Below are 15508 nucleotides of genomic sequence, written 5' to 3'. Positions count from 1 at the left end.
TAAAGAAGTCGAGGATCTAACAGCGATCGCGACGATTAGGTTGACCTACTTCTCACCGCATAAACGAACCCACAACGCCGTTCATATCTTCAGTCAAAGGATTTCCCAAAGCCTTAAATTTCCACTCGCCGCCTTCTCGATACACTTCTCCCATCAACATATTTAATTTGCCTTCATAGGAAGGGTCATTTGACAAGCGATAGCGAGCTATTTCTTTACCGGCTGCATCTACAGCCCTGACGTAAGCATTTTCTACCATGCCAAAATGCTGTTTTCTTTCTTTGCCATTGTAAATATTTACGCCCAAGATAATTTTGTGATATTGTGCTGGCAACGAGCTGAGTTTCACCAATATTTGTTCGTCGTCGCCGTCTCCCTCCCCGGTGAGATTGTCGCCGGAGTGTACAACAGTTTTATCGTTTGATTCTAAATGAGAGTAATAAATTACATCTTCTTTGTAATTTTTTAATTTGCCATTTTCTCCTAGCAGCAAAGCGTAGGAATCTAGGTCAAAATTTACACCGCTACTTCTGCCGAAAAGACTTGTTTTAACTTGCGCGACATCCCAGCCCAAAGCCATTGTCAATCGGGATAAGTCGTATTCACTTTTGCTGAGTACGATTGATTGTCCTTTTGTCAAGTTGATAGCCATTGTTTTGTGATTTTGTAAGGTTTATCGTGCAATATGGGATTGATAAAAAGACCGGGCGGTTTCAACAGTACGTCCGATTTGTTTATTTCCCGGATATCCCCCTAAATCCCCCTTAAGAAAGGGGACGAAAGAGAACTCTCTTGTCCCCCCCTTTTTAAAGGGGGGCTAGGGGGGATCGACTTTATCTGAACCGTATTGTTTTATATCGACCTTTTATCCAGCATACTTGTCTACAAAGCTTTGCAAGCCTGCATTGTAGCCTTCTCCGACTGCTTGGAACCTCCACTCGCCATCTTTCTTGTAAAGTCTGCCAAATTCCATCGCAGTTTCCCTCGAAAAATCCTCATCCAAATCGTACTTAGTGACTTCTACATTAGTCGTAGTATCATAAATCCTGATAAAAGCATTGCGAACTTGACCAAAGCCCTGTCTCCTCGATTCAGCTTCATGAATTGTCACCACAAACACAATTTCTTGAACGGCTGGATCGACTTTGGTTAAATCGACTGTAACGGTTTCATCATCGCCAAATCCTTCTCCGGTTCTGCTATCTCCCAGATGTATTACAGCAGTATCGGGCGACTCTTTGTTGTTGTAAAAAACAAAGTATTTTTCGCTGGGAATTTTGCCAGCAGAACCCAACATAAACACGGAAGCATCTAAGTCAAATGCATCGCCGGTGTCTGTAGCATTGGTATCCCATCCCAAACCGATCCCGGCATTTTTCAGCCCCGGTGCTTCTTTAGATAGATTGATTCTCCCGCCTTTTTCCAAGTTGATAGACATTTGCTCTCCTGTTCGCAACATCACTCTTAGTTACCGATCGCCATTATATCAATTATCACAGGAGCTTGACAAATTGCTGCTGGTACTCATCCTCCGACATCAGTTCTCGGGTATTTTCCACCCTGTCTAAAAATACGATGCCCTCTAAATGGTCGTATTCGTGTTGAAAAATCCGGGCTACAAAGTCTGTAAGTTCTTGTCGGTGGACTTTGCCGTCTCTACTGGTGTATTCTATCTCGATCGCCCTACTTCTCGGCACCAACCCGCGAATCCCCGGAATGCTCAAACAGCCTTCCCAGTCTTTGACTGTTTCTGTGGATGCAGCGAGAATCCGGGGATTAATCATCGCCGTCGGTTCCATATTCGGCGCTTGGGGATAGCGGAGGTTGGGGCGGGATGCGACGATAAACAGCCGATCGCACTTCGCCGCTTGGGGGGCCGCAATCCCTACTCCGTTCGCCTGTTGGACGGTAGAAATTAGGTTGTCGATTAGCTGTTGAATGCGATCGTCCTTAATATTCTCGACAACTTGCGACGGGCGGCGCAATACGGGATTTCCTAATTGTGAGATTTGTAAGAGTTCTGCCATAGTTATTGGTTAGTCGTTATTGGTTAGTCGTTAACTACTGACAAATTACCATTTCCTTCTTCCTTCTTCCTTCTTCCTTCTTCCTTCTTATCGAACTTTTTGAACCGGCAAACTCCCCGGTTTAACAGTCAAATTAACTATTTGTCCGTTGCGATTAATCTCCATTTGTAACAGACCGCCAACCTTAGCATTTTGCACGAATTCCTGAACAGCTTCCGACTGAATAATCGGCTGATTGTTAAGCTTTTGAATCACGTCTCCAGCCCGCAAACCTGCCGCCGCCGCCGGAGAATTAGGAACTACACTCACAATAGCCACACCCCGATCGACTGCCACTCGCAAATTGCTATTAGGATTGCTGTTAATTTGCTGCTTAACATCAGGAGTCAGCGTCGCCATTTCAATACCCAAATAAGCGTGTTCGACTTTCCCCGTCGTAATCAGTTCCTTCGCCACCTGTTGCGCCGCCTGAATGGGAATCGCAAAGCCCAATCCTTGAGCACCTTGAATAATCGCCGTATTCATGCCAATAACTTCGCCCGAGGCATTCAGCAGGGGGCCGCCGGAATTCCCCGGATTAATTGCAGCGTCTGTTTGAATAAAACCGATCCGCTTGTCGGGTACGCCCACATCAGAGCTCGATCGCTCCGTAGCGCTAATAATCCCTGCAGTTACCGAATTGTCCAAACCCAAAGGATTGCCGATCGCGATCGCCCATTCCCCAGGCAACAGCTTATCAGAATTGCCGATCGCCGCCACAGGCAGAGCAGTCGCCTCAATCTTCACCACAGCCACATCCGTCACCTTATCCGCCCCCAACACCCGCCCCTGATAGCTGCGGCCGTCCTTGAGAGTTACACTTACCGTATCTGCACCCTCTACAACGTGAGCGTTAGTGAGAATCACGCCGTCGGCCCCGATCACGAAACCCGAACCCGTACCCCGTTCGATCCCGCCCCTACCGCCCGAATTCGGTTCTGCGCCAAAAAAATCTTCCGGTGAAAGCGATCTATTTGTCGGTTTCACCAAGCGCGAAGCATCGATCCGCACCACCGCCGGGCCTACTTTTTCTACCGCAGCCACAATGAAATTCACATTAGCTGCATCGCCCGACAAGGGAACCTGCGGCAATACTTTGCTACCTTTAACCTCAGTCTTAGGAGGCAGTTGCAATTTCGGTTGCATCACCTCTTGTCGCGAATCACCAGAATTAGGACGTAATTGAGAAACCGTCAGCCGATCGCCCAACATGGCGGCCCCGGCCCCCGTTACCAGCAGCAATATGTAAATTGCCGGTTGCTTCCAAAACTTGCCTGTAGAACTCTTCATAGCCACGTTTTTAGGCTTTTCTGCCAAATTTAAATATTTGCTTAGCAGCTCTTTGATACCTGCTATATCGCCGCAGAGCCGCAAAATTTTTGGGCGATGGCGTCGGGCCCCGCAAGCTACGGCAGACTCCCTTAAACTTTAGCATTCAGCTTCTCATTTTGGATTTTTGATTGCCGATTTTCGCTGATTTTGCTAAGAGATACGGTTGAAACCGCCCAATCTTGGGCCGCTCTAGCTTCCCAACCACCAACTCGACTAAACTGAACAGTCTGGACTTGAAAATCTCTTAAATGCCGATCGGCAGAGGTAATCGATGGACATTCCCCTCGAAAATCTGTGGAAACAGATACTTGAACGTCTCCAGGTACAACTGAGCAGACCTAGCTTTGAGACCTGGATCAAAACTGCCAGAGCCGAACAACTCGAAAATAACTGTTTGATCGTCAGCGCCCCCAACCCCTTTGCTCGCAATTGGTTGCAAAAATATTACAGAGAAATCCTTGCTGATGCAGTCGAAGAAATTCTCGGCTATCCCGTAGATATTTACTTGACAATTGCCGGGGGAAATGAAACAGGCGACAGCAGCGACTCCGCCACAATTTGGCCCTCCCCCATCGCCGCCGATGTCCCCGAAAACAAATCGCTTCACCCGCCTAAACCCGCTAATTTAAACCCCAAATACGTATTTTCCCGTTTTGTCGTCGGTTCCAACAACCGGATGGCTCACGCAGCAGCCCTCGCAGTAGCCGAGTCTCCGGGCAGAGAATTCAATCCCTTATTTTTGTGCGGCGGCGTTGGTTTGGGGAAAACTCATCTGATGCAGGCGATCGGTCATTATCGCTTGGAAATTGACCCCAACGCCAAGATTTTTTACGTTTCTACTGAAAAATTTACTAACGATTTAATTGTCGCAATTCGCAAAGACAGTATGCAAAGTTTCCGCGACCATTATCGGGCAGCGGATGTTTTATTAATAGATGATATTCAATTTATTGAAGGCAAAGAATACACTCAAGAAGAATTTTTCCACACGTTTAATACTTTGCACGAATCTGGAAATCAAGTAGTTTTAGCTTCCGATCGCCCGCCGCAGCAAATTCCCCGGCTGCAAGAGCGTTTGTGTTCCCGATTTTCGATGGGATTAATTGCTGACATTCAATTGCCCGACTTAGAAACGCGGATGGCAATTTTGCAGAAAAAAGGTGAGTACGAAAATATGCGGCTGCCGCGAGATGTGATTGAATACATTGCTTCTAGCTATACTTCCAATGTGCGGGAATTAGAAGGAGCTTTGATTCGGGCCGTAGCATATCTTTCTATTACCGGTTTGCCGATGACAGTTGAGAATATCGCCCCGGTTTTGAACCCGCAAACTGAAACGGTACAGGCGACTCCCGATGCGGTAATTGCAGTGGTGGCTGAGGCGTTTGATGTTTCTGTTGAAGATTTGAAAGGTATTTCTCGCCGACGCGAAATTAGTCTCGCCCGTCAAATAGGGATGTATTTAATTCGGCAGCATACTGCTTTGAGTTTGCCGAAGGTTGGCGAAGTGTTCGGCGGAAAAGACCACACGACTGTGCTTTACAGTTGCGATAAAATTGCTCAGTTGCGGAACACTGACCCGAATTTGGCTCAAACTTTGCGTCAATTGAGCGATCGAATTAACGTTGTCAGTCGCAAAAGTTAGTGACATTACTCCGACTATCAGGTGCGGAGCTTCTAAGAATCACTTCTTAGATTTCCTAGTTATTCCCTCGCGGGTTTTCGACTTTGACCTAGATTGAGACACCTCAATCCCCGGCAAACCGTCTGCATAGGCATTTTGAATTCCCGACTGTCCATCGGTATTAACCAAAGCTATTCCTCTATTTCTAATTACTTGACCGCTGGCGACATCTCTATCGGTTGTGTAGCCACAATTAGAACAAGAATGCACCCTGACACTTAAGTCTTTTTTGACTTTTGTACCGCATTCAGGACATTCCTGCGAAGTACCTCTAGCACAAACTTCACCAAAAAATTTACCGCGTTTCCAACACAGGTATTTGACGATGGTTCGGAATTGTCCAAATCCAGCGTCAAGCATTTGTTTCCCCAGCATTCCTTTGGCTAGGATTCTGTAATCCAAGTCTTCCATGAAGACCATATCGCCAGCATCGCAAAGCGTATGAGCTTGTTTGAAGTGGAAATCTTTACGAGTGCTGTCAATTGTGTGGTGAAGTCTGGCAACCTTGATACGTTGTTTTTCGTAATTTTTAGAACGTTTCTTCTTTCGAGAAAGTCTGCGTTGCAGCAATTTCAGCTTGCGGAGCATTACTTTCAGGAATTTGGGCGATTTTACGAGAATACCGTCGCTAGTTGCTAGAAACTTCTCAAGCCCCACATCTACCCCAATAGGATGACCGTGAGGCATTGGATCTGGAACGCTGACATTGCATTGGATATTGATAGAGGCGTACCAGATATCTGCTTTATTGATTATCCGCACCTGTTTAACCACAAATCCACTCGGTATTGGGCGATGCAGGTTGATTGGAATCAACCCCAATTTTGGTAAAGCAATATGCGTACCAGTCACCGGATTGGTTTTGAACTGCGGGAACAGCAAAGACTTGAATTGACCAAACTTCTTGAATCGAGGGAATCCATGCCCAATTTTTTGAAATCCTTCCCAGGCTCGGTGTAACTGCTTGAGCGCTTGCTGCAACACTTGGCTCGGTACTTCACTCAATCGGGGAAATACCTTTTTAGCGCCGGGCAGTGCGTTGAGTTGGTTTACTTCGCTAGGGAAAGGAGTATCCGCAGGTATGATGTACTCATGCCTGATAGAACATCTTTCAACCAAACATTTCCGACCATTAAACCAATCCTTAATTTCTCGCAACCCGTAGTTATAGGCAACGCGACAAGTATCCATCCACTCAAAAAGCGACTGCGCTTGAGCGACGGTTGGATAGATTCGGTAGCGGTAATTCATGGTTAACATTTCACTACCATAGCACATTTAGTGACGAGTATGTCTCTGGTAAATATAAAGCCGTCCTAGAAGGACGGGGTTTTCGACCCAATTTTCTGATAAAAAGTCATTAGTCATTAGTCATTAGTCATTAGTCAGCAGTCATTAGTCATTAGTCAGCAGTCATTTCAATCCCCCTGCCCCCTACCTGTGGAAAAACCTGTGGAAAATTTGCCCTTTGTTTGTGGAAAACTTTACTCGATCGCCCAAAACCATTTTTTTACTAAAATGGGCGATCGTATTCAGCAGCTTTTCCACAAGTTTTCCACAGTTTTTGGAAACTATAAGTCATATCCCGCAAACAGTTAACTTTTTTTTCCACAGTTTCCACAGGGCGATCGACATAAAAATAATTCAACAAATTAAAAAAAAATCTAGTCCTCGGCGCGTTAACCTCAGAAACCGGGTTTCTAAGTATATTTCTCCTTCCTTCACAAAATTTTGCCCTGAAACCCGGTTTCTAGCCCCAGAAATAAGCCATGACAGAGAAAAGTCAGCCCGCCGACTTTCTGTGATAGGATTTGGTTTCGTCTCAAATCCGGTTAATTAACCTCCCATGAAATTGGTTTGCACCCAAAGTGACCTCAACGCCAACCTCTCGTTGGTAAGTCGGGCCGTTCCCTCCCGCCCGACACATCCGGTACTAGCCAACGTGCTCTTAGTAGCGGATGAGGAAAATCAGCGGGTTAGCTTGACAGCTTTCGATCTCAGTTTAGGAATTCGCACCAGCTTCGCAGCAGAAGTGACCGGCGGCGGCAGTTTTACCATACCCGCTAAATTGCTCAACGATATTGTTTCGAGACTCCCAGATGGAGAGATTACTTTAGAAGATGAAGCGGGGGACACCGTAGCATATCTCAGTTGCAGTTCAGGCAGCTACCAAGTCAGAGGCATGGGCCCGGAAGAATTCCCAGAATTGCCAGCAATCGAAGCCGGAACAATCCTCAAACTGCCGCCCGAAGCCTTGATAGAAGGACTCAAAGGAACTTTATTTGCGACAAGCCCCGACGAAGCAAAACAGGTACTTGCAGGCGTGCATTTAAAGGTATTGCAAGATTGCTTGGAATTTGCAGCGACAGACGGCCACAGATTGGCAGTAGTTCAAACTGTCAATGAAAAAGTCGAAGGCGAAGAAACCCAAGAAGAATTTGAGGTGACAGTTCCGGCTAAAGCATTGCGGGAAGTAGAAAGAATGCTAGTAATGCGGCAGTGGACTGAACCAGTTACGCTGCATTTTGAACATGGTCAAGTAGTGTTTGAATGGGCAGACCAGCGGTTGACAACTCGCACCTTAGAAGGGCAATATCCCGCATACCGGCAGTTGATTCCACCGTCTTTTGAGCGGCAAATTACCTTAGAAAGGCGATCGCTCTTAGCAGCCGTCGAAAGAATAGCAGTCTTTGCCGACCAAAAAAATAATATCCTCAAATGCAGCATCGACGAGGAAAATCAGGAAATTACTTTGTCGGTAGATGCCAAAGATGTCGGTAGCGGCAAAGAGTCAATGCCGGCGCAGATTTCGGGAGACAGCATCGATATTGCTTTCAACGTGAAATACTTAATTGACATTTTGAAAACAGCTCAGTCTCCCGAAATTCAACTGCAATTAAACGGCGCTCTGGCTCCTGTAATTTTTCAGCCTTTAGGCGGAGTCAATGCTACATTCTTGGTGATGCCCGTTCAGCTTCGAGCTTAAAAATAGTCAGTAGTCAGTAGTCAGTAGTCAGTAGTCAGTAGTCAGTAGTCAGTAGTCAGTAGTCAGTAGTTATTGGTTATTGGTTATTGGTTATTGGTTATTGGTTACTTGCTACGAATTCCCAATTTTCCATTCTCAATTCCCAATAACAACTAACAAATAACAGTTAACAGTTAACAGTTAACAGTCAACAGTCAACCGTTAACAGTTAACAGTCATTAGTCATTAGTCAACAGTCAACCGTTAACAGTTAACAGTCATTAGTCATTAGTCAACAGTCAACAGTCAACAGTCAACCCCAGACAGTTCCACCAAAATTGTTGATACAATTAATCAGCCTTAATCTGTGTTAATCTGCCTGTATCTGCGGTTAAAAAAAGATAATTTAGTAACCGCAGATGACAGTGGATTGACGCTGATTTACGCCGAGGTCGAGAGATCCGAATAATTCTGCTGCTAAAAGATTTGATATGACTTCTTCATTCAAATCAATGGCAACAAAATCTCAAATTCCGTCCCCGTACCGGGCGTAGAATGCAAATTCAACTTGCCTTTATGCTTCTCCGTCACAATTTGATGAGTAATTGCCAACCCCAAACCCGTACCTTTCCCAGCAGGTTTAGTGGTGAAAAATGTATCAAAAATCCTGCGCTGAATTTCTGGCGGAATTCCCGGCCCGTTATCGGCAATTCTGATCGCTATCCAAGCGTTATTTTGATTCTTTTCGCTTGCTTCTGGGCTGAAACCGGCGTTTTGGCTGGCGGATGATAGCTGTTTTGCATTTTGTCGATCGCCCAAAACATAATTTTGCAGTAATTCCGAATTCACGAAGTCTCCGTCAGAACTGTCTATTACCTCAGTTTCAATCGTAATCGCAGCGACAAAACCTGTTTCTTCTTTTACTTCTTCCAAAGCATCGATCGCATTGCTGATGATATTCATAAATACCTGACTCAACTGACCAGAGTAACACTTGACCAAAGGCAAATCCCCATAATTTTTAACTACTTTAAACCCGTACTTCAGACGGCTTTTCATAATTAGCAGCGTACTGTCAATACATTCGTGGAGGTTAGCTTCTTTCAAGTGAGTTTCGTCCATGTAAGAAAAGGTGTGCAGGCTGGTGACAAGTTCCCTCAGTCTCTCTGATGAAGCCTTCATACTTTTGATAATTTCCACCCAATCTTCTTTCAGAAAATCAAATTCTATATTTTTTTTGAGTGCGTCAATTTTTTCGCTAGGCCCGACAATTTGCTCGTAAGCAGACAGCAACTCCATGATGTCTTTCGAGTAGTTAGACAAAAAGCCGAGATTTCCGCTGATGCAGGTGACAGGGTTTCTAATTTCGTGAGCTACTCCAGCTACCATCTGCCCCAAACTGGCTAATTTTTCGGTTTGAATTAGTTGAGATTGAGTTTGCTGCCTCAGCAATTTTGTCGCTAATTCGTGAATTTTTGACTGGGCCACTAACAGTTCGCGTACATCTACCAAAGTATAAGTTTGGGGCGACACTTGAACCACAATCGGCTCGTAAAGCAGTTCTTGCGATCGCTGCAGCGACTTCCGGGCTGCATCCACGATTAAAGTATTGCTAGGAAAAATCAAAGTCTCAATTTCAGCAAAGCGATATAAAGCCTTGACAGGTCGTTTTAAAAATAATTCTCTTCCAAAAGGACGGCTGAGAAATTCTAAAAATCTCCGCCGGGAAATCATGCCGACAAATTTACCTTGATTTGTCAAAATGACTCCCGGTAACAGCGGATTAGTTTCTAACATCTGGGAAATTTTCATCCCGAAATCCATAGCTTCTACTTGAAAATCGTAAAGCGATAATTCTTGGAGAGTAGAGTCTAAACGAAGTTCTCCAGAGTCAGCTTCGGACGCGGGTTGTACTGGTATTTCTACGCAAGAAGTATTTAACATAAATTCATCAGCACGCTTTTTTGGTTTTTATTTGCCAGCAGACATTCAGTTACCAAAGCTCAGTCGGTGAGTAGCTGAGTGCTTTTGCCGACATCCCTCTGGCAAACTGCATTTTAAATTACACAAAAAACTGTTTGTGGCAAATGGGATTTTACCACTCCAAGTATTAGGCAAGTTTGAGGATGACCGAGATAGATGCGCTTTGGTAATTATGCCTGACTTTATTTTATATTGGCTGGAGGCGTATTAACTGTTATTTGGAGTATTTAACTATTCGTTAACCTTGGGCTAAAAGCTTAACCTGTTGTTAACACTAACCCGATTGCGCTGGAAGTTATCATTAATTGATGATACAGGAAAATCATTATTGCGGCGCGCTTCTCAAATACCCCTGCTCGGTTTTCCCATAGAGTCTGGCTGTCTAAACAAGCTTGCTACTTTTATGATTTGTTCGTTGCAACAAGCCAATTTGGCGCAATATTTGGTGATATTTTAATTGATTAAATTTTTATGACTTTTTGTGATAATTCGCGCCAGTTAAATCAACAATTATCCGATTGATAGGAAAAATATAAAATTAATTTTAACAACTATTATTTTTGTGTGTAAATATAGAGATTATAGGCGACCATTACTAGGGATCGGATATTGCGGTGTCCGGTGCTGGAATCTGCAACTTTTAATGGTTTCTATAACATTGAGGACGATCGCCAAAAAGTTTCAACGGAATTTTAAACTTAGTGCTGTGCAGAAGGTATGATCGACAGGGAGTCCGCCAAATACGTGAAACTAAATACCAATTTACCAGTAGGCGATCGATGCAACCAGCCCTAACGAATCAGTTAAACAATGCTTTTACCCTTTTTCTCAGCCTGTTAGTAGAAGCAATACCTTTTCTGCTGCTGGGAGTTTTATTCTCAGGTTTGCTGCTGGGGTTTGTAGACGAACGCAAACTCGTATCCCGCATCCCGCGAAACCCACTGCTGGGCGCTTTGATGGGGAGTTCGATCGGCTTTTTGTTTCCCGTGTGCGAGTGCGGTAACGTGCCCGTAGCCCGCAGGTTGCTGATGCAGGGAGTACCCGCACCAGCGGCGATCGGCTTTTTGCTAGCAGCCCCCACCATCAACCCGATCGTAGTTTGGGCGACTTGGACAGCATTTCGCGATCAGCCAGAAATAGTAGTTTTGCGGGTAGTATTTTCTCTGTTTATCGCCACAATCATCGGCTGGGTGTTCAGTGTTCAAGCCGACTTGCGCCCTCTGTTACATCCCTCTGTAGCCCGCGCGATTCCCCTCCCAAAACCAGAGTTTTCCGAACAAAACCTCGCCCCAGCCAACACTCCGCTACTGTTACAGTCGGGAACATTTATGCTCGGTCAGGGGGGTGCAGTGCCGATCGAATCTTTGCTAAAAGATGACTGGAAGCCTTTACAAACAGGCAAAACAGACAAAACCTCGAAACGTTCATCTATGTTTCACCCGGTTTCTAAAGAGCGTCTGCGCCTGCTTTTAGATAGTATGGTACAGGAGTTGCGGGAGTTGGGAGGAGTTTTGGTCATCGGAAGCGCGATCGCCGCCATCATTCAAGTTGGCGCACCCCGCGAACTAATTCTCAACCTCGGTCAAGGCCCGGTTTCCTCGATTCTCGCCATGCTGCTATTAGCCGCAGTCGTATCGATTTGTTCTACAGTAGATGCTTTTTTTGCCCTATCTTTTGCCGCCACATTTACCAGCGGTTCGCTGTTAGCCTTTCTCGTTTTCGGCCCGATGATTGACCTCAAAGGCATCGGTTTAATGCTCTCTATTTTTAAAGGTAGAGCAGTAATTTACTTAATTGTCTTGGCTGCTCAACTAACATTTTTAATGACCCTCGCTGTCAACTTGTATTTAGGTTGATCGATTTGCCCGCACGGACCAATAACGATATAGCATTTCTCATAAAGATGAGGTGCTTTCGGGCATAGGCCAAACCGGGCATAGGCCAAACCGGGCATAGGGCATACCTCACCACGCGATCGAACCGCAATAGACTTCCAATTCTCTTTGAGCCAAGAACAATGACAAATAACAACAACTAATAACTAAGGAGCAACAACTAATAACCAATAATCAATAACCAATAATCAATAACCAATAATCAATAACCAATAACTAATGACTGATGACTAATGACTAATGACTAATAACTAATGACTCTTCAAATATGAATCTTAAAAAACTTAGCCCTTGGCTAGACGCCCTAGCTATCCTAGCCTGGGGAATATTGCTCCTCAAATATTGGATTACAGGCAAATTAAGCATTCTGATTCACCCCAATTACTTTGGCTTGACAGTCGCGGGAGGAATCGGCTTAATGGTGATTGGCGGATTTAAAATTTGGGAACTCTTAAAGGTCGATCGCGCCAACAAACAATTGCGGGCATCCCCAGCCAACAACTCTCCCAGAATCACAGAAGTTGAACACATTACTTTATTTCCCCCCAGCATCGGCAGCACCTTAATGCTGAGCGTCGCATTAATCGGTTTAGCAGTAACGCCCCGCACATTTACCAGCCAGACAGCATTGGAACGAGGTCTCACCGAATCTCTGCCCATCACCAGACTGCAACCGCAAGAATTTCGCAATACTACAAAACCCGAAAATCGATCGCTCGTCGAATGGGTGCGGCTGTTAAATTTTAACCCCGAACCAGATACATACAGAGGTCAAAAAGTCAAGGTTAAAGGATTTGTGATTCACCCGCCCAACATAGCAGAACAATATATGTGGATCGGGCGTTTTATCATTACCTGCTGCGCGGCGGATGCCTATCCGATCGGGTTGCCGGTCAAATTAGCGATCGGTGAAAACCGCGCCTCTTTTCCGCCAGACAGTTGGCTAGAAATAGAAGGAGAAACAATCGTAGAAGAACTACAAGGTAAGCGCAAATTAATCATTCAAGCATCCTCCCTCAAACCAATTCCCGAACCAAAAAACCCTTATGATTATTAGATTTGGAGCTGGTTGCAGATTAAATTTTATCTTTCTGACTGTAAAATGTGTGTCGGGCCAGTCCTACAATCAGAAAATGAAGATATTGTAAAGTTCGCTAAAAAATGGCTGCAGCATCCTGTAGAAATTGCCAACTACCGATTCAGCAACTAGACTCATAATTAGGAAATAAGTTTAGAGTATATGTCATCAGAAAAAAAATTAGCGATCAAAGGCGCATTCTGGACGATCGCCAGCTATGGAAGCAGTCAAATTATCCGATTTGGCAGCAACCTAATTTTGACCCGCCTGCTTTTGCCCGAACTATTTGGTTTAATGGGTCTAGCCTACGTTTTCATCACAGGTGTCCACCTATTCACAGATATAGGTCTGGGCCCAAGCATCATTCAAAACAAGCGCGGGAACGAGCCAGAATTTCTCAACACCGCTTGGACAATGCAAGTTCTTCGCAGCTTGTTTGTTTGGTTGTGTTTAATGTTAATCACCTGGCCAGTTGCTAACTTTTATGAAGAACCGCGTCTCCTGTGGTTGCTTCCCTGCATAAGTATAAACACCCTAATAGGAGGGTTCAAATCCACTTCCGTATCCACCCTCGAACGCAAAATGAGCGTCAAGCAAGTAGTGCTTTTCGAGTTGGGGATACAGGCAATTTCTACTACAGTGATGATTGTATGGGCCTTTTTCCATCCTACAATCTGGGCGATCCTCGTCGGCGGTTTTGCTAACTCTATAATAGAGTTAGTATGGAGCCATTTTTTGATTCCCGGCAAGTCAAACCGCTTCGCTTGGGACAAAGAAGCCGCTAAAGAAATATTTTCTTATGGAAAATGGATATTTTTATCGACGATTTTATTTTTTCTGTGTTCTCAAGCCGATCGCCTAGTTCTAGGGAAAATCTTTACTTTAACAATGTTGGGCATTTATGGCATCGCTTTTACCCTCGGCGATATGCCGCGCCAAGTGATCATCGCCCTCGCAGGTAGGGTGATTTTCCCCTCAATTTCGATGCTAGCAGAATTACCTCGTCAGGAATTGCGCGCCAAAATTATTAAAAACCGCAACTTAATCCTGATACCTTTAGCCGTAGGCTTAGCAATTTTTGTGAGCTTTGGAGATCAGGTCATTTTAACATTGTACAGGAAAGAGTATATGGCAGCATCTTGGATGATGCCAATCTTGGCTTTAGGTATCTGGCACACTACTCTCCACAATTTGATGGGTTCTTGTTTGTTAGCGGTTGGCAAATCTCAATATGCAGCTATGGGCAATCTGGTAACTTTCTTGAGTATCACTATTGGCATCCCAGTCGGATATCATTTTTTTGGTAATTTAGGTGCTGTGATTGCTGTAGCTGTCGGTGATATTCCTACTTATTTAGTAACCAGCTACGGTCTTTGGAAAGAAAGGCTAACTTGTTTTTGGGAGGATATCCAATTGACAGCACTGTTCTTAGGGGTACTAGCGGGAATACTTTGCATTAGAATGTATCTGCTGGGTTGGGGACTACCTATCGACAAAATATCACCGATGGATTTAGTACCGATAAATCAACTATTTCAGTAAACACAAAGGAGATTGTCTGTATGTCGGCTGAAAATTTACAATAAAGAAAAGTAATGCACTTTATCATTACCCAAATTGCTTTGTTACAACAAATATCGCGATCGGTCATTAGGTATATTAAAATGATGCTGTTTTTTCATAAAAGACCATCATAAATTTATTCAAATAAAACGAACCGCCTGAGAAAGAACGCCCTAAAATTTTTGTTGCTGTCGCACACATTACATCAGTTGAAGAATCTGAGAATCCTGAACAAGAGGCAGCAAAAATAGAAAGACTCAGGTATACAATAGATGGACTGTTGGCGAGTTTTGCTCATTGCGACGTGAATATAGCCTTTCGATCTCTCATATGAGGTACTATCCGGCATAGGCCAAACCGGGCATACCTCACCATACTTGAGAAACGCTATATTGCGAGCCAAACTCTACCGAACAGGCAGGTTACAGCGTATGTATTTACCTGAAGATCAAATTAAGTGCATTCAGATACAAGAAGACCCAGAATGCGACCCGATCTTGGTATGGTTTAGGCTTCAGGAAGAATTTGTCGAAAAAGTAGAAGAACTTGAATGGTTTTTATTCAGAGAAGATGACATTATTTTAGCCGATGCTTTCACGCTAGAAAATTAGCAAAATTCAACCAAGAAAGCGGATATAAAAATGCTATTTTTCCCCCAAATTGTTATGAAATGTATCAAGGGACTAAGAGATATATTGATTTGACGATAACGCAACCATTGGTAATAAACAAGCTATCTAGTGTAGAGATAGAGGGTGTAAAATTTGCGGAATTTAACAATCCTCACGCAGCATTTTACTGTTTGTCAAGAAAGCAGATGAAACACTGGATAAAATCAGGTCGTTTCTTCAAAAATCGAATAGTGGAAGTCTTGCCTTTAGAGAGTGCAGCAACTTTTTGTTTTTTGGAATTTTTCTCTATATATTAAGTCTCACACGTCAA

Annotated in this window: 13 protein-coding genes; 6 read left to right on the top strand and 7 right to left on the bottom strand. The window is 44.3% G+C overall.

Annotation, left to right across the window (positions count from 1 at the left end):
- Positions 1-52: 52 nt before the first annotated feature.
- From QUA01_RS10695 to QUA01_RS10680, 4 genes are all read right to left on the bottom strand, one after another.
- Positions 53-652 (bottom strand): TerD family protein, encoded by a 600-nt coding sequence (locus QUA01_RS10695; RefSeq protein WP_333090835.1) that lies wholly within the window; start codon positions 650-652, stop codon positions 53-55.
- Between the two features lie 213 nt (positions 653-865).
- On the bottom strand, positions 866-1438 hold the full coding sequence (locus QUA01_RS10690; RefSeq protein WP_333090836.1) for a TerD family protein: 573 nt from the start codon (positions 1436-1438) through the stop codon (positions 866-868).
- A 55-nt stretch (positions 1439-1493) separates the two neighbouring features.
- Positions 1494-2027, bottom strand: a complete 534-nt coding sequence (gene def, locus QUA01_RS10685; RefSeq protein WP_333090838.1) for a peptide deformylase — start codon at positions 2025-2027, stop codon at positions 1494-1496.
- Between the two features lie 87 nt (positions 2028-2114).
- Complete coding sequence (locus QUA01_RS10680) at positions 2115-3356, bottom strand: HhoA/HhoB/HtrA family serine endopeptidase (RefSeq protein ID WP_333090839.1); 1242 nt, start codon at positions 3354-3356, stop codon at positions 2115-2117.
- A gap of 313 nt (positions 3357-3669) precedes the next feature.
- Between QUA01_RS10680 and dnaA the strand changes: the two genes are divergently transcribed.
- Positions 3670-5043 carry a chromosomal replication initiator protein DnaA gene (gene dnaA, locus QUA01_RS10675; protein ID WP_333090840.1) on the top strand — a complete coding sequence of 458 codons (1374 nt, stop codon included), beginning with the start codon at positions 3670-3672 and terminating at the stop codon, positions 5041-5043.
- Positions 5044-5082: 39 nt separating this feature from the next.
- Here dnaA and QUA01_RS10670 read toward each other — a convergent pair whose 3' ends face one another.
- Complete coding sequence (locus QUA01_RS10670) at positions 5083-6342, bottom strand: RNA-guided endonuclease InsQ/TnpB family protein (RefSeq protein WP_333090842.1); 1260 nt, start codon at positions 6340-6342, stop codon at positions 5083-5085.
- A 253-nt stretch (positions 6343-6595) separates the two neighbouring features.
- Positions 6596-6730 (bottom strand): hypothetical protein, encoded by a 135-nt coding sequence (locus tag QUA01_RS10665; protein ID WP_255512907.1) that lies wholly within the window; start codon positions 6728-6730, stop codon positions 6596-6598.
- Positions 6731-6928: 198 nt separating this feature from the next.
- On the opposite strand from QUA01_RS10665, the gene dnaN reads away from it, so the two are divergent.
- Positions 6929-8068, top strand: coding sequence for a DNA polymerase III subunit beta (dnaN, locus tag QUA01_RS10660; RefSeq protein WP_194008244.1), 1140 nt, complete (start codon positions 6929-6931; stop codon positions 8066-8068).
- 483 nt (positions 8069-8551) lie between these two features.
- On the opposite strand, the gene QUA01_RS10655 is transcribed toward dnaN, so the two are convergent.
- On the bottom strand, positions 8552-9991 hold the full coding sequence (locus QUA01_RS10655; protein WP_333090845.1) for a sensor histidine kinase: 1440 nt from the start codon (positions 9989-9991) through the stop codon (positions 8552-8554).
- An 818-nt stretch (positions 9992-10809) separates the two neighbouring features.
- Between QUA01_RS10655 and QUA01_RS10650 the strand changes: the two genes are divergently transcribed.
- The 4 genes from QUA01_RS10650 to QUA01_RS10635 all read left to right on the top strand — a co-directional run bounded on the left by QUA01_RS10650 (position 10810) and on the right by QUA01_RS10635 (position 15177).
- Positions 10810-11886, top strand: coding sequence for a permease (locus tag QUA01_RS10650; protein WP_333090847.1), 1077 nt, complete (start codon positions 10810-10812; stop codon positions 11884-11886).
- A 307-nt stretch (positions 11887-12193) separates the two neighbouring features.
- Entirely contained in the window at positions 12194-12982 is a 789-nt protein-coding gene (locus QUA01_RS10645) for a TIGR03943 family putative permease subunit (RefSeq protein WP_333090848.1), read from the top strand.
- 183 nt (positions 12983-13165) lie between these two features.
- The gene (locus QUA01_RS10640) at positions 13166-14545 is read left to right on the top strand and encodes an oligosaccharide flippase family protein (protein ID WP_333090849.1); all 1380 of its coding nucleotides are present in this window, start codon (positions 13166-13168) and stop codon (positions 14543-14545) included.
- 452 nt (positions 14546-14997) lie between these two features.
- A complete protein-coding gene (locus QUA01_RS10635; RefSeq protein ID WP_333090850.1) occupies positions 14998-15177 on the top strand; it encodes a hypothetical protein in 180 nt (59 codons plus the stop codon).
- Positions 15178-15508: the final 331 nt, after the last annotated feature.

Source organism: Microcoleus sp. S36a_B3 (assembly GCF_036700745.1).
Lineage (GTDB): Bacteria > Cyanobacteriota > Cyanobacteriia > Cyanobacteriales > Microcoleaceae > Microcoleus.
This window is presented reverse-complemented; position numbering and strand designations above follow the sequence as displayed.

Excerpts from the sequence above, each read along its gene's own strand:
- QUA01_RS10635 (WP_333090850.1), top strand. The coding sequence starts at position 14,998 with ATGTATTTACCTGAAGATCAAATTAAGTGCATTCAGATACAAGAAGAC.
- QUA01_RS10670 (WP_333090842.1), bottom strand. The coding sequence starts at position 6,342 with ATGTTAACCATGAATTACCGCTACCGAATCTATCCAACCGTCGCTCAA.
- QUA01_RS10680 (WP_333090839.1), bottom strand. The coding sequence starts at position 3,356 with ATGAAGAGTTCTACAGGCAAGTTTTGGAAGCAACCGGCAATTTACATA.
- QUA01_RS10695 (WP_333090835.1), bottom strand. The coding sequence starts at position 652 with ATGGCTATCAACTTGACAAAAGGACAATCAATCGTACTCAGCAAAAGT.
- QUA01_RS10645 (WP_333090848.1), top strand. The coding sequence starts at position 12,194 with ATGAATCTTAAAAAACTTAGCCCTTGGCTAGACGCCCTAGCTATCCTA.
- QUA01_RS10655 (WP_333090845.1), bottom strand. The coding sequence starts at position 9,991 with ATGTTAAATACTTCTTGCGTAGAAATACCAGTACAACCCGCGTCCGAA.
- dnaN (WP_194008244.1), top strand. The coding sequence starts at position 6,929 with ATGAAATTGGTTTGCACCCAAAGTGACCTCAACGCCAACCTCTCGTTG.
- QUA01_RS10650 (WP_333090847.1), top strand. The coding sequence starts at position 10,810 with ATGCAACCAGCCCTAACGAATCAGTTAAACAATGCTTTTACCCTTTTT.
- def (WP_333090838.1), bottom strand. The coding sequence starts at position 2,027 with ATGGCAGAACTCTTACAAATCTCACAATTAGGAAATCCCGTATTGCGC.
- dnaA (WP_333090840.1), top strand. The coding sequence starts at position 3,670 with ATGGACATTCCCCTCGAAAATCTGTGGAAACAGATACTTGAACGTCTC.
- QUA01_RS10640 (WP_333090849.1), top strand. The coding sequence starts at position 13,166 with ATGTCATCAGAAAAAAAATTAGCGATCAAAGGCGCATTCTGGACGATC.
- QUA01_RS10690 (WP_333090836.1), bottom strand. The coding sequence starts at position 1,438 with ATGTCTATCAACTTGGAAAAAGGCGGGAGAATCAATCTATCTAAAGAA.